Below are 20374 nucleotides of genomic sequence, written 5' to 3'. Positions count from 1 at the left end.
GCCAATGAATGGGGCGTGATATCTTGCGGCCAAATCGACGGAGCCAGGCCATGAGCGATCCCCAGCCGACCCGCAATCCCGATGCCGACAAGCGCGGCGGAAATGGTTCCCGGTTCCTTTTCATGTTCCTGCTGGGGCTGGTCATCGGCGCGGTCGTGGTCGCGTACCTGATGCGCACCTGGCTGGGCGGACCCGACACCTACCCGCGCGCGGTCATGCAGGTGATGAACGCACAGATGGGCCAGCTCAAGCAGAGTGTCGAGCGCAACAACTGCAACCCGACCGACACGCTGCCGCACCTTCAGGCATTGCGGACCATGGCCGGCCAGTTCGACGGTGCATTCGTGGAGCTGCGCGATGACCGGCGTTTCATCGCTCATTCCAGCGGTCTGCGCGCCAGCCTCGACGAGGTGCTTGCTTCGCCCCCGCTGAACTGCGCGGGCGTGACCGCCGCGCAGCAGGCAATCGGCCAGGCCTGCCAGGATTGCCACCAGGACTTCCGCTGATCGCCCGCAGGGGTTCGAGGATTCCTATTTGCCGCGGATCTGCGAACTCGGGCGCCAGCAGGCGCACCTGAACGGCCACGCCGCCGCCTTGGTGAAGTTGATGGGGTGTTCACGGTGCCGCGAATAGCGTGATGGCGCGTGGCCGGATCCGCCACACGCCCTTACTTCAGCAGGAGATCGGCATGAATATCACCCACCCTCGTCTTCTCGGCGTCGCCGCGGCGGCCTCGCTGGCACTGGCCGGTTGCGGCACGACCGGATATGGCTCTGCCGGAGCCGGCGGCGGCGCGTACTCACCCGGCTACGGCGCCAGCACCGCCAACTGCTATGACTGCGGCACCGTCACGCGGATCGAACAGGCCAGTGGCGGCAGCACGGTTCCGCGCGGCACCGGTGCGGTACTCGGCGGACTGGTCGGCGCCGCTGCCGGCCGCGAGATCGCCGACAGTCAGACCGACAGCGAAGGCCGCAAGAACACCGCGACGGTGGCGGGAGGCGTGGCCGGTGCAGTGGCCGGCAACGCCATCCAGAACCGCACCGGCGCCAACTACAACGTCTATGTCCGCATGGACGACGGGCGCACCACGGTAGTCACCCAGAACGACCTGGGCGGCATCCGCGAGGGCGCGTACGTGCGGGTCTACAACGGCCGCGCCTGGCCGCGTTGATGCGCTAGTCGATCGATCGTTCGCTCGCCAGACAGACGGCCCGCCCGCGCGCGGGCCGTTTTTTTTGTCGACGAGCATCCGCGGCGCCGGCCAGATCACTCCAATCGCCCGGACTGCGCTGGCAAGGCATTGAGGCAAAAAGAAACCCGGCCGAAGCCGGGTTTCTCCTGGGGCCTTGCGCCTCATGGTCGCGCCATTGCTGCTGTCGCCTTACATCGGCTCCACAGCGTCGGCCTGCAGGCCCTTCTGGCCCTGTACGACGACAAACGAGACCTGCTGGCCTTCCGCCAGGCTCTTGAAGCCCTGGCTCTGGATGGCGCGGAAGTGCACGAACACATCCTCGCCATTCTCGCGGCTGATGAAGCCGAAGCCCTTGGCGTCGTTGAACCACTTGACGGTACCGGTTTCGCGATTGGACATCTCACTTGCTCCCTGGAACGAGGTGGATTATCGCCAACGTATTGGCGTGCTGCCGGCTGCAAGGAGGAAGCGAGGTACAACGATGCGTGTGGATGGTCGATCGGCGGATCATCGGAACAACCGCATCGGGCCACGATTCACGGTGACCTTGGGCAAACGCAGCGTCGGAAAAATTACCTCGCGTCCGGCGACAATGCAATCATCCGCCCAACCCTGGCAGAGGCTTTCGAATATGGATGTGCAGACCCTTTATTACATGATCGCCGGGGTTTTGATACTGGTGGGCATCGCCGGCACGATCCTGCCCGCGCTGCCCGGGCTACCGGTGGTATTCGCCGGCATGTGGCTCGCGGCCTGGACCGGGGGTTACGCGGAGGTCGGGGTCGGCACGGTGGTGGCGCTGGCACTGCTGACGGTGTTGTCGCTGCTGGTGGACCTGCTGGCGACGATGCTGGGCGCCAGGCGCGTCGGTGCCAGCCGGCTGGCGCTGATCGGTTCGGTGGTCGGCACGGTGGTGGGGTTGTTCTTCGGCCTGATCGGGCTGTTCGCTGGTCCGTTCGTCGGCGCGCTGGTTGGTGAGCTGATCCACGGCCGCCGGGTCGGCCGCGCGGCCCGGGTCGGATTCGGCACTTGGCTCGGCATCCTGCTGGGTACCGTACTGAAACTGGGCCTGGCGTTCGCGATGCTGGGCCTGTTCGCGTTCGCGTGGCTGGTGTAGCGCTTGTGTGTAGGAGCGGCTTCAGCCGCGATCGTGGGGTTGGACGTCCGCGCCGGTTCCGGATCGCGGCTGAAGCCGCTCCTACAGGCCCGAGGCGTTCGAGGGCCGGGCCAAGGGTGCATGCGCCAACCTCTCGCATCGTTCACGCGACTTAACGGGCGAGTGCTCCAAGGTGGGCCCACCAAGGGGACCCCGATGCTGCCACGACGCTGGAGCCGAAAACGCATGATCTGGACGATCGTCATCACCGTGCTGGTCACGGTACTGGCAATGTTTCTGGCGATGAATTTCGCCAAGCCCGAGAAGGAGCTGGAACGCAAGATCGGGCACCGCTACGCCGTCTCGGACCCGCAGTTCCGGCGCGAGATGTCGGTGATGCTGGGGCCGTCGATCATGGCCGGCAACCACGTGGAGGCCTTCCAGAACGGCACGGAAATCTTCCCGGCGATGCTGGAGGCGATCGGCGCGGCGCGCAACTCGATCACCTTCGAGACCTATATCTACTGGTCGGGCGAGGTCGGCGAGCAGTTTACCGAGGCGCTGGCCGAGCGCGCCCGCGCCGGCGTACCGGTCAACGTCACCATCGACTGGGTCGGCAGTATCAAGATGAAACAGGAGCTGCTGGACCGCATGGAAGACGCCGGCGTCGACGTGGAGCGTTACCGGCCGCTGCACTGGTACAACATCCGGCGCATGAACAACCGCACCCACCGCAAGCTCCTGGTGGTGGACGGCAAGGTCGGCTTCACCGGTGGCGTCGGCATCGCCGACCAGTGGCAGGGCAACGCGCAGGACCCGCAGCACTGGCGCGATATCCACTTCCGCATCCAAGGCCCGGTGGTGGCCCAGATCCAGGCCGCGTTCAACGACAACTGGATCAAGACCACCGGCGAAGTGCTGAACGGTCCTGCCTACTTCCCGCCGCTGCGACCGGCCGGCGACATGGACGCGCACCTGTTCATCGCCTCGCCCGCCGGCGGCAGCGACAGCATGCACCTGATGTACCTGATGGCGATCGCCGCGGCCGAGCGCACCATCGATTTGGCCGCGTCGTATTTCGTGCCCGACCCGCTGATCACGAAGGCGCTGCTGTCAGCACGCCAGCGCGACGTGCGGGTGCGGATCCTGGTGCCGGGTCCGTATATCGATTCGGACACGGTCCGGATCGCCTCCAGACGCGCCTGGGGCGAGCTGCTGCTGGCCGACGTGGAGATCTACATCTACCAGCCGACGATGCTGCACAACAAACTGCTGGTCATCGACCGCGAACTGGTCTCGGTCGGCTCGACCAATTTCGACATCCGCTCGTTCCGGCTCAACGACGAGGCCAGCCTGAATATCTACGACGTCCAGTTCGCCGAGCAGATGATTGGCGTGTTCGAGCAGGACCTCGAGCGGGCCAAGCGCCTGGACTATCGCGAGTGGAAGCGGCGGCCGCTGAAGGAGAAATTCGCCGAGTTCGTCACCATTCCGCTGAAGTCGCAGTTGTAGGTAACCCGCGCTAGGCTGCGCAGCCACCCTGCACAAGGACACGTGACATGGAGATGCGGCGCATCCTGTCCCTCGATGGCGGCGGCATCCGCGGACTGGTCAGCTGCCTGTGGCTGGCGGGCGTCGAGGATGCCCTGCTCAAGGCCGGCAAGCCCGGCGTACTGAAGAGCTTCGACCTGCTGGCCGGCAGCTCGACCGGCGCGGTGATCGCCTGCGGGATGGGGATCGGCCTGAGCCCGACGCAATTGGCCGATCTCTACCGCGCGCAGCGCCACACGATCTTCCCCGGCATCGCCGAGCGCCTGTGGTCGCGCGCCGGACGCGTGCTCGCGCACGGCCCGTCGGCGCCCAAGTACGACGGCACGGGCCTGGACCAGGTGCTGCAGCAGGTCTTCGGCGATACCCGGCTGGGCCAGTTGAAGATACCGCTGCTGGTGACCGGCTACGACACGTTGTCGCGCAAGCCAGTGATGTTCAAGAGCTTCCTGCCCAGGCACGAGGACCTGCTGGTGTGGGAGGTGTGTCGCGCGTCGGCCGCGGCGCCGACCTATTTCCCGGCCCATGGAATGATGATCGAAGGCCGGCCGTGCTCGATGATCGATGGCGGCGTGGTCGCCAACAACCCGACCGCCTGCGCGATCGCGGAGGCGATGCGCAAGGACGCCCGGGTCGGCGACAGCCACGAACTGGTCGTGCTGTCGGTCGGCACCGGTGAGCGCAACCGGCCGATATCGCTGAAGTCCGCGCAGGAATGGGGCGCGCTGGAGTGGGCCGTGCCGATCATCGACGTGCTGTTCGACGGCAGCACCGACTCGGTCGATTACATCGCGCGGCAACTGGTCGGCGACGGCTACTTCCGGCTGCAGACCGAGCTGGTGGTCGGGCTGGACGACCTCGACGACGTCAGCGCGACCAACCTCGCGGCGCTGGAGGCATTGGCGGCCGACTACCTGCGCCAGGCGGCCACGCAGAAGAAGCTCAGGCAGTTGGTGAAGCGGCTTTGACCTCGTACTTTCGCACCCCGTAGGAGCGGCTTCAGCCGCGAGCTTTTCCGCACGCATGCACGCGACGAATCGCGGCTGAAGCCGCTCCTACAACAGCCCCATGGCGGGTCAGGCCGGCTCCACCAAAACCGGAATGCCGCCTAGCTTGCCGGCGATCCTCGCCTGCCATTCGCGCGGGCCGGTCTGGTGCACCGACTCGCCACTGCTGTCGACCGCGACCGTCACCGGCATGTCCTGCACGGTGAACTCGTAGATCGCCTCCATCCCGAGGTCCTCGAACGCCACCACGCGCGAGGCCTTGATCGCCTTGGACACCAGGTAGGCGGCGCCGCCGACGGCCATCAGGTAGACCGAGCGGTGCTGCCGGATGGCGTCGATCGCGACCGGCCCGCGCTCGGCCTTGCCGACCATGCCGAGCAGCCCGGTCTGGCCGAGCACCTGCGCGGTGAACTTGTCCATGCGCGTGGCGGTGGTCGGGCCGGCCGGGCCGACCACCTCATCGCGCACCGGATCGACCGGCCCGACGTAGTAGATGAAGCGCCCGCGGAAATCGACCGGCAGCGGCTCGCCGGCGTCCAGCATGCCGACGATGCGTTTGTGCGCAGCGTCGCGGCCGGTCAGCAGCTTGCCGTTGAGCAGCAGCACCTCGCCCGGCTTCCAGCTGGCGACATCCTCGGGCGTGACCGCATCCAGATCGACCCGGCGCCCCTTGGAGCTGTCGTAGGTCAGCTCCGGCCAGTCGGCCAGCGACGGCGGTTCGAGCTGCACCGGCCCGCTGCCGTCGAGCACGAAGTGCGCATGGCGGGTCGCGGCGCAGTTCGGGATCATCGCCACCGGCAGGTTGGCGGCATGCGTCGGATAGTCCTTGACCTTGATGTCCAGCACCGTGGTCAGGCCGCCCAGGCCCTGCGCGCCGATCCCGAGCGCATTGACCTTTTCATACAGTTCCAGCCGCAGCTCCTCGGCACGATTGGAGGCCCCGCGCGCCTGCAAGTCGGTGATGTCGATCGGCTCCATCAGCGATTCCTTGGCCAGCAGCATCGCCTTCTCGGCGGTGCCGCCGATGCCGATTCCGAGCATGCCCGGCGGGCACCAGCCGGCGCCCATGGTCGGCACGGTCTTCAGCACCCAGTCGACGATCGAGTCGGACGGATTGAGCATCGCGAACTTGCTCTTGGCCTCCGAGCCGCCGCCCTTGGCCGCGACGATCACATCGACCGTGTTGCCCGGCACCACCTTGACGTTGACCACGCCCGGCGTGTTGTCGCCGGTGTTGCTGCGCCGGCCGGCCGGGTCGGCCAGCACCGACGCGCGAAGCTTGTTGTCGGGGTGCTGGTAGGCGCGGCGCACGGCGGCGTGGACCATGTCCTCCACGCCCATGGTGGCGTCATCCCAACGCACGTTCATGCCGATCTCCAGGAACACCGTGACGATGCCGGTGTCCTGGCAGATCGGGCGGTGGCCTTCGGCGCACATGCGCGAGTTGATCAGGATCTGCGCGATCGCGTCCCGGGCCGCGCTGCTCTCCTCGCGCTCGTAGGCCGCGGCCAGGTTCCGGATGTAATCGACCGGGTGGTAGTAGCTGATGTATTGCAGTGCATCGGCAATGGACTGGATGAAGTCCTCCTGCCCGATCGATACCGACTTGGTCGGCGCCGGTTGGGTCGATGCCGGTTGGGTCGATGCCTGCTGGCCCGCTGCGGGCTCGGTCCGGGCGGGCGGGGTCGGCGAAATCGCGTCTGGGGGAGGGCTCACGGCGTAAAGGGCTGGCGTCGGGGACGGCCATTCTACCTTCGCCGCCCAAAGCCTCCCGCCGCAGAGCATGAAGGTGTGCAGTGCAGAGAACTCCCGGCCGTTTGAGCACTGGGTTCCAGGGCCTGCCGCGGCAAGGCACCGCGCGCCACATCTGTGAAAAACGCGTTACCAGCGCCTTCACGGCCAACGCATCCGCCCTGCTCTAGCGTGCGGATGCGGCCCGTACGGTCGGCACTCAAGCGCCCCCGCGCCCGTACTTCCCCCCGAAGGAGATTTCCCATGATCCACAAGACACTGACAATCTGGACGGCCTCCATCCTGGCGGCCTCGGTGCTGGCGGCCTGCGCGCAGGACGACATTGCCAACGACAGCGCGATGGTGCCGCCACCGGGCACCGAGGCCGCCGACCCGGCGGTCACCGACGGCGCCCTGACCGATACGATGGCAATGGACCAGAGCGCCGTCGGCTCCGACCAGGGCGCCGAAGCGCTGGCCCTGGTGATGGCGGTGGACGAGCACGACATCGCCGCCGCCGAGCAGGCGCGCGACAAGGACGTGGATGGCGAAGTGCGCGAGTTCGCCGACATGCTGCACACCGAGCACACCCAAAACCTCGAAACGACCCGTCAGCTGATGCAGAACACCGGCGGCGCCGTCGGCGACTCCGCGGAAGCGTCAGCCGATCCCGCCGTGCGCGGCGACGTGGCGGGCCCGCAGGCCGGCGCGATGGCCGATGTCGGCAACATGCCCGAGGTCCAGGCCCAGCGCCAGAAAGGCGAGATGGTGCTGCGCGATCTGGGTGCTATGGAAGGCGACGAGTACGAGCAGGCCTACATCGATGCGATGGTCCAGGGCCACACCGACGCCCTTGCGATGCTCGATGAGCGCCTGCAGGGCGTCGACGACGAACAGATCCGCCAGCACCTCACCATGACCCGTGACGCCATCGCCAGCCATCTCGAGCGGGGGCAGGAGTTGCAGGGCAAGACGCAATAGCGTCAGAGCTAGGATCACAGCTAGACCGAAGTCCCCAATGACGCCCCTTTCCGGTGCTGCCGGAAAGGGGCGCTTTTCGTTGCAGCGCCTTCAACGCTGCAGCAGCAAGCGCGCTAGACCATCAAGGCTCGTCGCAGGCAACTACTCGTCGAGTTCGAGTAGCGATCGCGCCGGACGGTGCCTGCGCAAGCCTCCGGTCTGATCCTTGTGCGCATCGCCCAGCAATTGGCGCTTGTCAGCACCCTGGCCGGGCTGGTTGTCGCGGTCACCGGGCTTGCGAAGCTCCCCGCGTGCGGTGTCGACGTCGTATTGGCCGCGGCGTTTGTCGTGCGTGATATGCATGGCGAGTTCCTGCAGTCTGTTGGACGGACAGACGTGGCATCCCGCGCCACGCCGAGGTTCGTTGTAGTCGACAAAACGTTACGAAAAGGTGGTCGCCGCGCTTCAGTTCCGCGACAGCCGGGCGGTGGCAACTGGCTGGGAATCGAATGAACGGTTCAGCTTGACCCGATCCAAGCGGTCTGCGTCAGTCTTGGCACGACGGTAACGTGCCCCGCCCTACCGTAGGCATACGGAGCCGGAAAAGGCCTCACCTCACCCCCTGGCAGGAGAACGACATGCCTTCCAAGCAGCCGCATGACGAGCACCGCTCATCCGATCGCAGCCGTGAACAGCGCTACCAGGCGCGCCCCTATGAAGGCATGCCGTCGGTGACCAACCGCGAGTGGGGCGAGCGCGATGCTTCGCGCCAGCACTCCTTCGGATCGGGGGAATTGGGCGGGCACGGCGACCTGCGCACCGGCCACCAGGGCGGCTACGCGCAGGACCAGGGTCGCCACGCGCAGAGCGGGCATGGCCGTGGTGGCAGTGTGCAAGGCAGCGAGCAGACCTCACGCGGCGCGGATGGCGGGCGGCAGAGCCATCGCGGACGCGGGCCGAAGAACTACCGACGCTCCGACCAGAGCATCACCGACGAGATCTACGACCGACTGACCGACGATGACCATATCGACGCCGGCGAAATACTGGTGATGGTCGAGAACGGTGCGGTCACGCTGACCGGCGAGGTACCGGCGCGGCACATGAAACACCGCACCGAAGACCTGGTCGACGCCATGCGCGGCGTCAGCGACATCGACAACCGCATCCGCGTGGACCGCGGCGCCGATTCGTTCGGCCCGCCCGGCGCGGCCATGCGCAGCGGGGAAAACCAGCCGGGCAGCGGCTTTTCCAGCTCGGCGCGCATCGAGGATCCGCTGGCCGAGCAGTCGGTCGCATCCGACCGTCGTTCCGGCAGCGAGTCCGAAGAGGGCACCACCCGGCGCGAGGGACGCAAGGCTCGAAGCTGAGGAGTCCCAGGGCTCAAATCCCCTACCCCCCCCTTTTTCAAAGGGGGGAATAGCCAGGGTTTTCAGAACAGCGCCGGCTGCGGGTTGTCGGGGGCCGGTGCGCTGTAACTCAGGCGTCCATCGACGATCCGCACCGCACGCGTGTACGGGTGCTCCTCCGCGCGCCCGGGTGCGGTCAGATGGATGACCTCCCACCCCTCGGCCTTGAAGTCATCGGAGATCAGGCCACGGTGGCACTGCCACCACAGGGCCTCCGCGCACATCACCGCAGTCGGCCGGAAGCGCGCAAGCTCGGCCAGTCGCGCGCGCGCCGCGCGGTACGGCGGGGTTGCCATGTGGTCGGCATAGCCACGGAAGCTGGCGTTTTGCCATGCGGTGTTGGGCGTATCGGGAGCGGCCTTGCGACGGCCGCCCAGATCGGGCATCGGCAGGTAGTCGATGCCGGCCTCAGGCAGGGCGTCGGCCATGGTCTGGCCGGAGAACTGCGGATGCCGCCGCGAGCCGGCAAAGCGCCGCACGTCCACCAGCGCGGCGATGCCGGCATCGCGCAGCATGCCCACGAAGACCTCCCAGTCTCGCGTCGAGTGGCCGATCGTCCACAAGCGGCGGGGATTCGGTCCGGTCGCATCGGTCATGCCCGCATCGTGCCGGGGCGCGGGTGACAATTTTGATAAGGATCGACGCTGCGCCCGCGCGCGACCCTCGCAGGCGCGGCGCACTACGCGCGCACGCCGAAGCGGCGGCCTCGCGGGTGAAACGCCCTTTGACGCCGCACCGGCTAGGCTGCCGGCAACGCAGTGGAGAGGCGCCGGCGCCCATGAACCATCCCAGCTCCGACCACGCAAGCGCCGAGACCGGCAATGAGTCGCGTAGCTCCGGTCACCGCGGCGGCATGGCGCGGACCGCGCAGATCGTGCGGTTCCTGCTGAAGTACCGGCACGCGGGCGTGTTCAGCGGGCTCGACCTGGACGCGGCGGTGCTGGCGGCGGGTGAAGTCCCGCCGACCGCGGGCAAACCGGAGGAGTTCGTCAGCGACCTGGAAGCGCTCGGCCCGACCTTCGTCAAGGTCGGCCAGTCGCTGTCGACGCGTCCCGACATGGTGCCGCCGGCCTACCTGATTGCGCTGGAGCGGATGCAGGACCACGTCGCCCCGGTCGGCTACGAAGCGGTACGCGAGGTGATCGAGGACGAGTTGGGGGTCCGCATCAGCAAGTTGTTCGAGAGCTTCGACGAGACCCCGCTGGGCTGTGCGTCACTGGCGCAGGTGCACCGCGCGACCCTGCGCGGCGGCCGCGAGGTCGCAGTGAAGGTGCAGCGGCCGGGCGTGTCCGAGCAGGTCCGCGACGACCTCGATGCACTCGCCTCGATCGCCGGCCGGGTCGACCACAGCACCGACCTCGGCCGCCGCATGCGCTTTGCCGACTGGGTGCACGAGTTCCGCAAGACCTTGCTGGCCGAGCTCGACTACCGCATCGAGGCCCAGAACCTGGACCGCTTCGCCGAGCACTTCGAGCAGTATCCCGAGCTGTTCGTGCCCAGCCCGGTATGGGACATGACCCGTTCGCGGGTGCTGACGATGGATCTGGTGCGCGGCACCAAGGTCACCGAGATCAGCGGCGTGCGCCGCACCGAGCAGTCGCTGGCCTACCTGGCCGACGCGCTGATGCGCGGGTATCTGGACCAGGCCTTCGTACACGGCGAGATCCACGCCGACCCGCATCCGGGCAACCTGCTGGTCACCGAGGATGGCCGCATGGCGATCTTCGACCTCGGCATGGTCGCGCACGTGCCCCCGCGCCAGCGCGACCGCCTGCTCAAGCTGCTGTTCGCCGCCGTCGACGGCCGCGGCGAAGAGGTCGCCGGCGAGGCGATCGCCATGGGCACGCGGCTGGAGGACTTCGACGAGGAACGCTACCTGCGCGAGGTCGGCCAGCTGGTCTCGCGCTATGCCGCGCACCACGCCAGCCGCGCCAGCGCCGCACATGCGGGGACCAAGGCGATGTCGGAGGGCCGGCTGGTGCTCGACCTGACCCGCCTCGGCGCCGCGTGCGGGTTGCGCACGCCGCCGGAACTGAGCCTGCTGGGCAAGACCCTGCTGAGCCTGGAAAGCGTCTGCCAGGCGCTTGAGCCGGGGCTGGACGTCAAGCGCATCGTCGAGGAGCACCTCAACCAGGTGATGAGGGCGCGGCTGCGCAAGTCGTTCTCACCCGCCGGCATGGCCTCCGAGATGATCGAGTTGCAGGGGCTGCTGCGCGAATCGCCGCGCAAGCTGTCGGACCTGCTGTCGCTGTTGTCGGAGAACCGCCTGCAAATACGCATGGTCGGTTTCGAGGACTCGCAGTTGATGGAGAGCCTGCAGAAGATCGCCAACCGGATCACCGCCGGCGTCGTCACCGCCGCACTGATCCTGGCCTCGGCGCTGCTGATGCGAGTCGAGACCGGCCCGATGCTGCTCGGCTACCCGGCGATCGCCCTGGTGCTGTTCCTGATCGGCGCCGGCCTGGGCATCACCATCGTCCTCAACGCCATGCGCCGCGACCACAAGGTCAAGCCGCACGAGGAGCGTGGGCCGCGGTGACGGGCGTGGCGTTTTTTTGGTCCGCAAAGGACGCCAAGGACGCAAAAAGAGAAGTAAGAAGTAAGAAGTAAGAAGTAAGAAAAAAGTAGGGGACGAGCTGGCGGATGCCACCTTCGCTGTCCTTTGCGTTTTTAGCGTCCTTTGCGGACCGCTTAAAATACCCCCTCCCCCAAGACACCTCTCCCCCGCATGTCTTCTGCATTCGGCACCGAAACCGTGCTGGACGTCCGTCATTGGACCGACGACTACTTCAGCTTCACCACCACCCGCGATCACGGCTTCCGGTTCGACAACGGCCAGTTCGTGATGATCGGGCTGCAGGTGCCGCAGGCCGACGGATCGTCGCGCCCGCTGCTGCGCGCCTACTCCATCGCCAGTGCCAACTGGGAGGAGCAGCTCGAGTTCTTCAGCATCAAGGTGCCAAACGGCCCGCTGACCTCGCGCCTGCGCGACATCCAGCCGGGCGACCAGGTGGTGGTCGGTCGCAAGCCGACCGGCACGTTGCTGATCCACGACCTGCACCCGGGCCGCAACCTGTACCTGCTCGGTACCGGCACCGGGTTCGCGCCGTGGCTGTCGATCATCAAGGACCCGCACACCTACGAACGCTTCGACCGGGTCATCCTGACCCATGGCGTGCGCCACGCTCGCGATCTCGCCTACCGCGACTACATCGTCAACGAGCTGCCGCGGCATGAGTTCCTCGGCGAGGTCATTGCCGGCAAGCTCAGCTACTACCCCGCCGTGACCCGCGAGAACTTCACCCACGATGGCCACGACCACCGCGGCCGCATGACCGACCTGATGGCGAGCGGCCAGATGATGAAGCACCTGGGCATCGAGCCGCTCGACCCGGCCCATGATCGCGCGATGATCTGCGGCAGCCCGCAGATGCTGGCCGACTTCCGCACCCTGTTCGATGGCCGCGGCTTCACCGCCGCCCCGCGCATCGGCACGCCCGGCCAATACGTGTTCGAACGCGCGTTCGTGGAGAAATAGGCGCCGGCGGTCAAAAGCAGCGGGACTCCTGTAGGAGCGCCCCATGGGCGCGATCACCTACCGCGACGAATCGCGCACGGGTCCCGATCGCGCCCATGGGGCGCTCCTACAGGGGCCCGCGGCGCTTGCGGGGCGGTCGCTGCAAGCCCTACGCGTTCAACCCAACGACGCCTCGATGTCGCCCGCGAGCGACTCGGGCTTGTCGGCCGGCGCGAAACGCTTGATCACCTCGCCGTCGCGACCGACCAGGAACTTGCTGAAGTTCCACTTGATCGCGTCGATGCCGAGAAAGCCGGCTTTCTCGTCCTTGAGCCATCGCCACAACGGGTGCGCACCGCCGCCGTTGACCTCCACCTTGGAAAACATCGGGAAGCCGACCTCGTAGCGCAGCGCACAGAAGTCCTTGATTCCGGCCTCGTCGCCCGGCTCCTGGTGGCCGAACTGGTCGCAGGGGAAACCGAGCACCACCAGCCCGCGCGGGCCGTACTCGCGCCAGAGCTTTTCCAGCCCGGCGTACTGCGGGGTGAACCCGCACTCGGAGGCGACATTGACGATCAGCAGCACCTTGCCGCGGAACTCGTCCAGCGCGCGCGGCCGCCCGTCGATATCGGTCGCGGAAAAGTCGAATGCAGTAGTCATGACAGCCCCTTTGATGGATGTCCTGTAGGAGCGGCTTCAGCCGCGATTCAATCGTCCGCCCTTCGAAGGCGCCCGTTTGCCAATCTTGGCCAACCCGCCCGGCGGACACCAGAACTGTCCACCCTACCCAATCGGGCGGCATTCACGCCGCCACGGCGGCCGGTGGCGTATCCATGCCTTTCGTCATGGGTGGGTCACAGCGCCATCGGGTACGCTCTGGGGTTCCCTTCGACGAGGTTTCCGCCCATGAAGCATCCCCTCGCGCTGGCGCTCGCCGTCGCCCTGTCCGCGGTCGCCGTGCCTGCTCTGGCCCAGTCCACTCCCGCCGATACCGCCGCCAATCCCGCCGCTGATCCTGCCGTGAACGACGCCCAAGCCGCCAACCCGTTCTTCACCGAAAGCACGCTGCCGCTGCAGTACCCGCCGTTCGACAAGGTCGACGACAGCGATTTCGCCCCGGCGTTCGAGCGCGGCATGGCCGAGCACCTCGCCGAGATCGTGGCGATCGCCAACAATCCTGAGCCGGCCACCTTCGACAACACCATCATCGCGATGGAGAAGTCCGGCCGCCTGCTGGGCCGCGCGACCACCGTGTTCTATTCGCTGGCCGGCGCCGACACCAACGACACCCGCCAGCAGCTGCAGGCCCAGTTCGCCCCGCAGCTGTCCGCGCACCGCGACGCGATCACGCTCAACCCGGAGCTGTTCGCGCGCGTCCAGACGCTGCATGACCAGCGCGACGAGCTCGGCCTTGATGCCGAAGGCGTGCGCCTGATCGAGCGCTACCACACCGATTTCGTCCGCTCCGGCGCCAACCTGTCCGAGGAGGACAAGGTCCGCCTGCGCGAGATCAACTCCGAGCTCGCCGCACTGGGCACCAAGTTCAGCCAGAACGTGCTGGCCGAGGTCAACGACTCCGCGGTCGTGGTCGATACCCTGGAAGAGCTCGACGGCCTGTCCGACCAGGCCATCGCCGCCGCCGAGGAAGCCGCCAAAGAGCGCGACCTGGAGGGCAAGTACGTGCTGGCCCTGCAGAACACCACCGGCCAGCCGCCCAACACCTATCTGACCGACCGCGACCTGCGCCAGCGCATCCACGAGGCGTCGGTCTCGCGCGGCAGCCGCGGCAACGAGTACGACAACACCGGCATCGTCTCCCGCGTGCTCAAGCTGCGCGCCGAGCGCGCCGCGATGATGGGCTACGACAACCACGCCCAGTACGTGCTGGAAGACGAGACCGCCAAGACCCCCGAGGCGGCCAACGACATGCTGACCCAGCTGGCGCCGGCCGCCCTGGCGAACGCAAAACGCGAGGCCGCCGCGCTGCAGGCAATGATCGACAGCGAGCAGGCCGCCAAGGGCGAGCCGAGCTTCGAGCTGCAGCCGTGGGACTGGGCGTTCTACGCCGAGAAGGTCCGCCAGGACCAGTACAACTTCGACGAGTCGCAGCTCAAGCCGTACTTCGAGATGAAGAACGTGCTCGAGAACGGCGTGTTCTACGCCGCCAACCAGGTCTACGGCCTGACCTTCAAGCAGCGCACCGACCTGCCGGTCTACCACCCCGACGTGGTGGTGTACGACGTGTTCGACGCCGACGGCGAGCAGTTGGCGATCTTCCTGGGCGACTTCTACGCGCGCCCGTCCAAGCGCGGTGGCGCATGGATGAACTCCTACGTCGACCAGAGCGAACTGTTCGGCACCCTGCCGGTCGTGGCCAACCACCAGAACATCCCCGAGCCGTCGGAAGGCAAGCCGACGCTGATGACCTGGGATGAGGTCACCACCATGTTCCACGAGTTCGGCCACGCCCTGCACGGCATGTTCTCCGACGTGAAGTACCCGTACTTCAGCGGCACCAGCGTGCCGCGCGACTTCGTCGAGTTCCCCTCCCAGGTCAACGAGATGTGGGCCGACTGGCCCAGCGTGCTGGCCAACTACGCCAAGCACTACCAGACCGGCGAGCCGATGCCGCAGGAACTGCTGGACAAGGTCCTGGCCAGCGCCCAGTTCAACCAGGGCTACGCCACCACCGAGTACCTGGGTTCGGCGATGCTCGACCAGGAATGGCACAAGCTCAGCGCCGACCAGGTGCCCGACGCCGACGAAGTGATGGCGTTCGAAGCCGAAGCGCTGGAGCGCATCGGCCTGGACTACGACCCGGTGCCGCCGCGCTACCGCACCCCCTACTTCAGCCACATCATGGGCGGCTACGCGGCCGGCTACTACGCCTACATCTGGTCCGAGGTGCTCGATGCCAATACCGTGGAGTGGATCAAGACCCACGGCGGCCTGACCCGCGAGAACGGTGACCGCTTCCGCGCCACCCTGCTCTCGCAAGGCGGCAGCAAGGACGCCCTGCAGCTGTTCCGCGACTTCACCGGCGAAGAGCCCAAGATCGACCCGCTGCTGATCCGCCGCGGTCTCGATACCCCGATCACCGACGACACCGTGGTGCCCGACGCACCCAAGGCCCCGGCCCCGGAAGCGCCAAGCCCGAGTAACTGACCCACCGCGACATGAAACAGCAAAACCGCCCGGAGCAATCCGGGCGGTTTTTTATTGCCCGCCCGCCGCCTTCCGATGCTCCCGTAGGAGCGCCCCATGGGCGCGACCACCCTCCCACGCGACGAGCACCCCGCCCTACGCTCACCAACGACACCGTTACGCCCTCAAATGTGCAGTGCTAACGCTTACGCCTCAAAACTGCGGTGTAATCACGCGTGCCTGCAGCTCGCAAAGCTGCCCAGATCACCACAAGCCCTTGTCGGCACAAGAGATTTCATCCTTGACACACCATTGGCCGAACGTGAACATCAAGCGCTACGCCTCATTTGGGGGCTCGAATAGGCGTTAGGCTTTTGGAACAAGATAATCGCTACCTTGAGGCGCTTACCAAAGCATCGCTCAACGCTGAGCGTGCTTTTCAGGCCGCGGTTTCGCCGAAGTACGCGCACTACCCAGCCAAACAACTCCAAATACGGGCAGCTGCAGCAATCCTTCAATGCGATATTCTTCGCTACCTTGTCACATTCGAAACCTCCACTAGAGAAGGTTTGGTTCGACTCCTTTGGATGGGAGATATCGTGTCAATGCTCTATGAGGCAAAGCAGTGGTACTACCGCAAGGGCGGACCCGATCTAGTAGCTATCGCTGAGGCCAGAGGATTCGACAAAGATCACGTCCGCGAAAAGATAAAGGCGATCAAGAAGGCCTACCCGCTAGACGGTGTGGGGGAATTCGCGGACTATCGGAACAAGGTCGGACATCATTACGACGTAGACTTTGTAGCTCATCTCCGTAACTTCTCGGAGACTAGGGCCGATAACTTCCATGCCGTACTCACCAATTATGCAAAGTTCGCAAACACGTGGGCTGCGCTCTGCAAAGATATGCTCGCCTACAATCCTGGGCCAAAGGCCTAACAATTCATTCAAGCCGAACCCGCTTCGTCGCTTGGCTCAAATGTGTTGCTGTTCCATTGTCACAACTCACCGATCAGCGCGTTGCGGGTCGGCTTAATTCAGGCGTTAGGCTGCACAGGCAACTATGGACAGGACTCGTAATAACTTTCTCATCGTTGGTGCGGCGCTCAGCGCCTTTGCAGCTCTACTGCACCTTGGTTGCATTGTGTTCGGTGCTCCTTGGTACCGCTTCCTCGGTGCCGGTGAGCAAATGGCGCAAATGGACTTGGCTGGGCATTGGTACCCCGCAGTCGCCACCCTCGTCATCACGACCGTGTTGCTGGTCTGGTCGCTCTACGCACTCTCTGGTGCTGGAGTGATCCGCAAGCTGCCACTGACTCGCATGGCGCTGTGCGCCATCACTGGGGTCTACCTGCTACGCGGTGTGGCCTTCACTCCGCTCATGGCTTATTTCCCTGGCAACAGCGCATCGTTCTGGCTCTGGAGCTCGGCTATCTGTCTGGCATTTGGTGTTGTCCATCTCATCGGGCTCCGGCAAGTCTGGGCGCGCTTGTGAGCGCAGGTGCAGCCTAACAATTCATTCAAGCCGAACCCGCTTCGTTACTTGGTTCAAATGTGTCGCTGGTGATGTTTTGCCAGCTCCCGATCAGCGCGTTGCGGGTCGGCTTAATTCAGGCGTTAGGCCGCACATCTAGCTTCTCTGTCGATCTATGGAGATATCCCATGCCAAAATTCATTGCCATAGGGTACGGTGACCGCGAAGGTTATGACCGCACAGCCAAGACGGTTCGAGATGCGGCTCACGCACATGACAAAGTGCTGCAGGAAGGCGGAGCTTTGATGGGAAGTGCGGGACCTCCTGAGCAGGTCCGCAATCACGAGGCTGGACATGTCCAGACGGAGAGTGGCCCCTACATGGCTTCACAACTCCCCGTCGCTGGATTTACTGTAATCGAGGCGCCCACTATTGCTGAGGCTATAGAGATGATGTCGCAAACTCCATGCGCTGTCGCATACGGGGTCGTTGAGGTTTGGCCGCTCAAACAGTGACGGCGAGAAGCTGATCAAACCGCCGCGTGATATGGCTGTCAAGGCAGCGCGGCCTAACAATTCATTCAAGCCGAACCCGCTTCGTTGCTTGACTCAAATGTGTCGTTGCTCCATTGCAACGACTCACCGATCAGCAGGTTGCGGGTCGGCTTAATTCCGGCGTTAGGCTGCTATCCAGAGAACTGCATGGAATTGGAAACAATCTCAATCGCGCTGTTCCCCGTGCTCTTTGGCATGGTGCTTGTCTGGTTCGTGCTCGTGAAGCTGCTGTTCAATCGGCTGGAGCAGGCGCACCCGCAAACGTACGAGGCAATGGGCCGGCCGTCGCTATTCCTGCGTAATAGTCCCGCTGGTGTCATTGCAATGCTCAAGTTCCTCGTTCGGCGGGAGCATCGCGCGCTTAGTGACGGCGGTCTTTCCAAGCTGTCGGACGCAATGCTTGTGTTCCTTGCGGTCTATCTGGTGTTGTTCATTGGGTTGGTCGTACTCATCGTGAGTCAAGGTGCAAGCACTGCAGCAGCGGCCTAACAATTCATTCAAGCCGAACCCGCTTCGTCGCTTCGTTCAAATGTGTCGTTGTTCAACTGCAGCAACTCACCGACTTGCGCGTTGCGGGTCGGCTTAATTCAGGCGTTAGGCGCCCTATGCACCTTATCGACATTCCTGTTACTGCTTGGCTGCCAATTCGCACAGCGATATGGAAGGACCGCATTGAAGCCTGTGCCGACTCAATGTCCAGATTTATCGAAAGCATTCCGCAGCTTGCTGAACGCGTCGGAAGCGGAATTTCGAAAGTAAAAGCGTCAGCCGCATCTCCGCCAAAGAGTGTGTTTAGCAGGCTCGCGAAGACCAATATTATGGTTCATGCAAGGCAAACTGAGTTTGTGCGAGTAACCGCGATCTGCACCTTAGACCGTGACAAGTTCAATGAGGACAACCCAGATCACGAACTAGATGAGGATTTTGCCGCGGCATGGGCTGCTCTCAACCTCGCATCAGCAATGGAGGCTTTGCTAGTTCTAACGGGACTGGCAGAACCTGGTCGAGTTGACGCAAATGAAGGGACCGCCCTGGCAAGTCCGGGAGGGTATGCGCGAATTCGTGCCAGCCCATCTTTCTTTCAGCTTTGGTTCCCGGATTCAACCGATCCCACTTGGCCTGCATTGGCAACGATTCCATTAGCAGCAGTAGTGGAATGGTCAAGCAAGACCTCTTTCCTAAAGGGCGCTTTCGCAACAACAAAAGTCGAACGAATGCTGGCCGCCTACACCCAAATGGTCCAACTAGCCCCTCACAGAGAAGGGGAAACACTCTTCCGTGCAATGCAAGCGCTAGAGGCGTTTTACTGCGACGGCATCGGAGACCTCCGCAAGCAGCTAGCGGAAAAATCAGCAATTTGGCTCGGCCCTTGGAGCGAACGGAAGAACATTGTTGGTCATCTCTACGATATGCGCTCCAAATTTGTGCACGGCTCTTCCAAGTTGCAGTACTCAATTGACCACGCGGACCCGTGGGATGAAGACGAGAAGCACATGAGTGAGTTCTACTACAGCGTAGCGCTCGCAACTCGGCTTGTTGTAGCCACCTTGCAAAAGTGCATTAGCGATGAAGTCCACAACATCGAGTGGTCGTATTCCGTCAAGGCGTCAAGGGCGGGCGCCTAACAATTCATTCAAGCCGAAGCCGCTTCGCGGCTCGGCTTAATTCAGGCGTTAGCCGCCACTGGAGATTTACGTATGTCGTTTGGTAAGTAGGTTCGCATCTTCCTGCCGGATGCGTCGGTCACAGGGATGCGTCATGCTGAAATAATCAATCGCACAGGACAAGCGATTGCTTGCCCTAGGAATCGTCTCGACGAGCTTAAACAATGGCCTGAAACAGCGAAGCCTGGCGTGTACTTTTTGTTTGAAGCACGGCTAGGCGACTCCAAGCCATTAGCTTATATAGGCGAGTCTGAGGATGTTTCCGAACGACTGCTAGCACACGACCGAAAGAAGGAATTCTGGAACGACGTTGTCGTATTTTCAAGCAAAGACGACAATCTAAATAAGTCACATATCAAGTATCTAGAGTCACGACTTGAGTCATTGGCGAGATCTGCTGATCGCTATAAGCTTGAGAACGGCAACACTCCAACACTTTCAAACTTGTCTCGCGCAGACCGTGACGCTATGGAAGAACTTATCGAGGATATTCGATTGGTTCTCGGTACTCTAGGCTATCCGATTCTAGAGCCTCTTCTGAAATCAAGGGCTATCCCATCAACCGGCACTACCTCCACAACTTCAACTTCGTCGCCGAGTGATGAGTTGACGTTCACAGTTCACAACCTAGTAGCAAAAGCGGTTCAAACAGATGAAGGATTTGTTCTAAAGAAGGGGTCTACCGCCTCTAAGGCAAACTCAGACAGTCTCAGCATAAAGCTTGTCAAATTCAAGGAGCAACTGATAGCGGACGGCCGCATGGAAGCCGATGATGAATATCTCCAGTTAACGGAAGACGTTCTCATGACTTCCTCTAGTTATGCGGCAGCACTTATCGCTGGAACCGCCCGTAGCGGGCCACAGAGTTGGTATGCTGCGGACGGAAGGTCCCTAAAAGAGATGCAGGACAGTGCTGCTGAGGCCGCAGAACCGGAGCTATCCACAGGTGGCGCCTAACAATTCATTCAAGCCGAACTGGAACCTCATCCGATTTTGTTGACACCCTCACCTAACGAGAGGTGTCAGATGGCCAAGCCCGGTCTTCGCAAGATCCATCGCTACAGCGACGAGTTCAA

The 20374-nt window shown here is 64.0% G+C and carries 21 protein-coding genes; 16 read left to right on the top strand and 5 right to left on the bottom strand.

Annotated features, from left to right (window positions below; genetic code table 11):
- The first annotated feature begins 50 nt into the window (after positions 1-50).
- Positions 51-506, top strand: a complete 456-nt coding sequence (locus tag ACJQWM_RS06880; RefSeq protein WP_332705617.1) for a hypothetical protein — start codon at positions 51-53, stop codon at positions 504-506.
- A gap of 182 nt (positions 507-688) precedes the next feature.
- Positions 689-1174: a peptidoglycan-associated outer membrane lipoprotein precursor gene (locus tag ACJQWM_RS06875; protein WP_332705614.1), complete on the top strand. Its 486-nt coding sequence runs from the start codon at positions 689-691 to the stop codon at positions 1172-1174.
- 210 nt (positions 1175-1384) lie between these two features.
- Here ACJQWM_RS06875 and ACJQWM_RS06870 read toward each other — a convergent pair whose 3' ends face one another.
- Positions 1385-1594: a cold-shock protein gene (locus ACJQWM_RS06870; RefSeq protein WP_332705611.1), complete on the bottom strand. Its 210-nt coding sequence runs from the start codon at positions 1592-1594 to the stop codon at positions 1385-1387.
- A 232-nt stretch (positions 1595-1826) separates the two neighbouring features.
- Between ACJQWM_RS06870 and ACJQWM_RS06865 the strand changes: the two genes are divergently transcribed.
- The 3 genes from ACJQWM_RS06865 (at position 1827) to ACJQWM_RS06855 (ending at position 4807) form a co-directional block, all read left to right on the top strand.
- Positions 1827-2312, top strand: a complete 486-nt coding sequence (locus ACJQWM_RS06865) for a DUF456 domain-containing protein (RefSeq protein WP_411306737.1) — start codon at positions 1827-1829, stop codon at positions 2310-2312.
- A gap of 225 nt (positions 2313-2537) precedes the next feature.
- Positions 2538-3803, top strand: a complete 1266-nt coding sequence (locus ACJQWM_RS06860) for a phospholipase D-like domain-containing protein (RefSeq protein WP_332705608.1) — start codon at positions 2538-2540, stop codon at positions 3801-3803.
- A gap of 47 nt (positions 3804-3850) precedes the next feature.
- Positions 3851-4807: a patatin-like phospholipase family protein gene (locus tag ACJQWM_RS06855; RefSeq protein WP_332705605.1), complete on the top strand. Its 957-nt coding sequence runs from the start codon at positions 3851-3853 to the stop codon at positions 4805-4807.
- A gap of 108 nt (positions 4808-4915) precedes the next feature.
- On the opposite strand, the gene ACJQWM_RS06850 is transcribed toward ACJQWM_RS06855, so the two are convergent.
- Positions 4916-6442 (bottom strand): fumarate hydratase, encoded by a 1527-nt coding sequence (locus tag ACJQWM_RS06850; protein WP_332705684.1) that lies wholly within the window; start codon positions 6440-6442, stop codon positions 4916-4918.
- A gap of 399 nt (positions 6443-6841) precedes the next feature.
- Between ACJQWM_RS06850 and ACJQWM_RS06845 the strand changes: the two genes are divergently transcribed.
- Positions 6842-7558, top strand: a complete 717-nt coding sequence (locus tag ACJQWM_RS06845; protein ID WP_332705600.1) for a DUF4142 domain-containing protein — start codon at positions 6842-6844, stop codon at positions 7556-7558.
- Between the two features lie 141 nt (positions 7559-7699).
- Here ACJQWM_RS06845 and ACJQWM_RS06840 read toward each other — a convergent pair whose 3' ends face one another.
- The gene (locus tag ACJQWM_RS06840) at positions 7700-7900 is read right to left on the bottom strand and encodes a hypothetical protein (RefSeq protein ID WP_332705597.1); all 201 of its coding nucleotides are present in this window, start codon (positions 7898-7900) and stop codon (positions 7700-7702) included.
- Between the two features lie 275 nt (positions 7901-8175).
- Between ACJQWM_RS06840 and ACJQWM_RS06835 the strand changes: the two genes are divergently transcribed.
- Entirely contained in the window at positions 8176-8907 is a 732-nt protein-coding gene (locus ACJQWM_RS06835) for a BON domain-containing protein (RefSeq protein ID WP_332705594.1), read from the top strand.
- A gap of 62 nt (positions 8908-8969) precedes the next feature.
- On the opposite strand, the gene ACJQWM_RS06830 is transcribed toward ACJQWM_RS06835, so the two are convergent.
- Positions 8970-9542 carry a DUF488 domain-containing protein gene (locus tag ACJQWM_RS06830; protein ID WP_332705591.1) on the bottom strand — a complete coding sequence of 191 codons (573 nt, stop codon included), beginning with the start codon at positions 9540-9542 and terminating at the stop codon, positions 8970-8972.
- 257 nt (positions 9543-9799) lie between these two features.
- On the opposite strand from ACJQWM_RS06830, the gene ACJQWM_RS06825 reads away from it, so the two are divergent.
- Both ACJQWM_RS06825 and ACJQWM_RS06820 read left to right on the top strand, forming a co-directional pair.
- Positions 9800-11485: an ABC1 kinase family protein gene (locus ACJQWM_RS06825; protein WP_332705681.1), complete on the top strand. Its 1686-nt coding sequence runs from the start codon at positions 9800-9802 to the stop codon at positions 11483-11485.
- Between the two features lie 189 nt (positions 11486-11674).
- Positions 11675-12484 carry a ferredoxin--NADP reductase gene (locus ACJQWM_RS06820; RefSeq protein WP_332705588.1) on the top strand — a complete coding sequence of 270 codons (810 nt, stop codon included), beginning with the start codon at positions 11675-11677 and terminating at the stop codon, positions 12482-12484.
- Positions 12485-12640: 156 nt separating this feature from the next.
- Here the strand turns inward: ACJQWM_RS06820 and ACJQWM_RS06815 are convergent, their stop codons facing one another.
- Complete coding sequence (locus ACJQWM_RS06815; protein ID WP_332705585.1) at positions 12641-13123, bottom strand: glutathione peroxidase; 483 nt, start codon at positions 13121-13123, stop codon at positions 12641-12643.
- 246 nt (positions 13124-13369) lie between these two features.
- On the opposite strand from ACJQWM_RS06815, the gene ACJQWM_RS06810 reads away from it, so the two are divergent.
- The 7 genes from ACJQWM_RS06810 to ACJQWM_RS06780 all read left to right on the top strand — a co-directional run bounded on the left by ACJQWM_RS06810 (position 13370) and on the right by ACJQWM_RS06780 (position 20255).
- Complete coding sequence (locus tag ACJQWM_RS06810; protein ID WP_332705582.1) at positions 13370-15628, top strand: M3 family metallopeptidase; 2259 nt, start codon at positions 13370-13372, stop codon at positions 15626-15628.
- Between the two features lie 566 nt (positions 15629-16194).
- Complete coding sequence (locus tag ACJQWM_RS06805; RefSeq protein ID WP_332705579.1) at positions 16195-16545, top strand: hypothetical protein; 351 nt, start codon at positions 16195-16197, stop codon at positions 16543-16545.
- A gap of 124 nt (positions 16546-16669) precedes the next feature.
- The gene (locus ACJQWM_RS06800) at positions 16670-17101 is read left to right on the top strand and encodes a hypothetical protein (protein ID WP_332705576.1); all 432 of its coding nucleotides are present in this window, start codon (positions 16670-16672) and stop codon (positions 17099-17101) included.
- A 167-nt stretch (positions 17102-17268) separates the two neighbouring features.
- Positions 17269-17595, top strand: coding sequence for a YciI family protein (locus tag ACJQWM_RS06795; RefSeq protein WP_332705573.1), 327 nt, complete (start codon positions 17269-17271; stop codon positions 17593-17595).
- 186 nt (positions 17596-17781) lie between these two features.
- Positions 17782-18123, top strand: coding sequence for a hypothetical protein (locus ACJQWM_RS06790; protein ID WP_332705570.1), 342 nt, complete (start codon positions 17782-17784; stop codon positions 18121-18123).
- 116 nt (positions 18124-18239) lie between these two features.
- Positions 18240-19259 carry a hypothetical protein gene (locus ACJQWM_RS06785; protein ID WP_332705566.1) on the top strand — a complete coding sequence of 340 codons (1020 nt, stop codon included), beginning with the start codon at positions 18240-18242 and terminating at the stop codon, positions 19257-19259.
- A gap of 126 nt (positions 19260-19385) precedes the next feature.
- Entirely contained in the window at positions 19386-20255 is an 870-nt protein-coding gene (locus ACJQWM_RS06780; RefSeq protein WP_411306736.1) for a GIY-YIG nuclease family protein, read from the top strand.
- Positions 20256-20374 lie beyond the last annotated feature (119 nt).

The organism is Novilysobacter longmucuonensis, assembly GCF_046600735.1.
Classification (GTDB): domain Bacteria; phylum Pseudomonadota; class Gammaproteobacteria; order Xanthomonadales; family Xanthomonadaceae; genus Novilysobacter_A; species Novilysobacter_A longmucuonensis.
Note: the sequence above shows the minus strand (reverse complement) of the source record. Positions and strands in the feature narration are given on the sequence as shown.

What these genes read in the sequence shown, in the direction of transcription:
- ACJQWM_RS06880 (WP_332705617.1), top strand. Translation starts at nt 51, where the DNA reads ATGAGCGATCCCCAGCCGACCCGCAATCCCGATGCCGACAAGCGCGGC.
- ACJQWM_RS06875 (WP_332705614.1), top strand. Translation starts at nt 689, where the DNA reads ATGAATATCACCCACCCTCGTCTTCTCGGCGTCGCCGCGGCGGCCTCG.
- ACJQWM_RS06870 (WP_332705611.1), bottom strand. Translation starts at nt 1,594, where the DNA reads ATGTCCAATCGCGAAACCGGTACCGTCAAGTGGTTCAACGACGCCAAG.
- ACJQWM_RS06865 (WP_411306737.1), top strand. Translation starts at nt 1,827, where the DNA reads ATGGATGTGCAGACCCTTTATTACATGATCGCCGGGGTTTTGATACTG.
- ACJQWM_RS06860 (WP_332705608.1), top strand. Translation starts at nt 2,538, where the DNA reads ATGATCTGGACGATCGTCATCACCGTGCTGGTCACGGTACTGGCAATG.
- ACJQWM_RS06855 (WP_332705605.1), top strand. Translation starts at nt 3,851, where the DNA reads ATGGAGATGCGGCGCATCCTGTCCCTCGATGGCGGCGGCATCCGCGGA.
- ACJQWM_RS06845 (WP_332705600.1), top strand. Translation starts at nt 6,842, where the DNA reads ATGATCCACAAGACACTGACAATCTGGACGGCCTCCATCCTGGCGGCC.
- ACJQWM_RS06840 (WP_332705597.1), bottom strand. Translation starts at nt 7,900, where the DNA reads ATGCATATCACGCACGACAAACGCCGCGGCCAATACGACGTCGACACC.
- ACJQWM_RS06835 (WP_332705594.1), top strand. Translation starts at nt 8,176, where the DNA reads ATGCCTTCCAAGCAGCCGCATGACGAGCACCGCTCATCCGATCGCAGC.
- ACJQWM_RS06830 (WP_332705591.1), bottom strand. Translation starts at nt 9,542, where the DNA reads ATGACCGATGCGACCGGACCGAATCCCCGCCGCTTGTGGACGATCGGC.
- ACJQWM_RS06825 (WP_332705681.1), top strand. Translation starts at nt 9,800, where the DNA reads ATGGCGCGGACCGCGCAGATCGTGCGGTTCCTGCTGAAGTACCGGCAC.
- ACJQWM_RS06820 (WP_332705588.1), top strand. Translation starts at nt 11,675, where the DNA reads ATGTCTTCTGCATTCGGCACCGAAACCGTGCTGGACGTCCGTCATTGG.
- ACJQWM_RS06815 (WP_332705585.1), bottom strand. Translation starts at nt 13,123, where the DNA reads ATGACTACTGCATTCGACTTTTCCGCGACCGATATCGACGGGCGGCCG.
- ACJQWM_RS06810 (WP_332705582.1), top strand. Translation starts at nt 13,370, where the DNA reads ATGAAGCATCCCCTCGCGCTGGCGCTCGCCGTCGCCCTGTCCGCGGTC.
- ACJQWM_RS06805 (WP_332705579.1), top strand. Translation starts at nt 16,195, where the DNA reads ATGGGAGATATCGTGTCAATGCTCTATGAGGCAAAGCAGTGGTACTAC.
- ACJQWM_RS06800 (WP_332705576.1), top strand. Translation starts at nt 16,670, where the DNA reads ATGGACAGGACTCGTAATAACTTTCTCATCGTTGGTGCGGCGCTCAGC.
- ACJQWM_RS06795 (WP_332705573.1), top strand. Translation starts at nt 17,269, where the DNA reads ATGCCAAAATTCATTGCCATAGGGTACGGTGACCGCGAAGGTTATGAC.
- ACJQWM_RS06790 (WP_332705570.1), top strand. Translation starts at nt 17,782, where the DNA reads ATGGAATTGGAAACAATCTCAATCGCGCTGTTCCCCGTGCTCTTTGGC.
- ACJQWM_RS06785 (WP_332705566.1), top strand. Translation starts at nt 18,240, where the DNA reads ATGCACCTTATCGACATTCCTGTTACTGCTTGGCTGCCAATTCGCACA.
- ACJQWM_RS06780 (WP_411306736.1), top strand. Translation starts at nt 19,386, where the DNA reads ATGCGTCATGCTGAAATAATCAATCGCACAGGACAAGCGATTGCTTGC.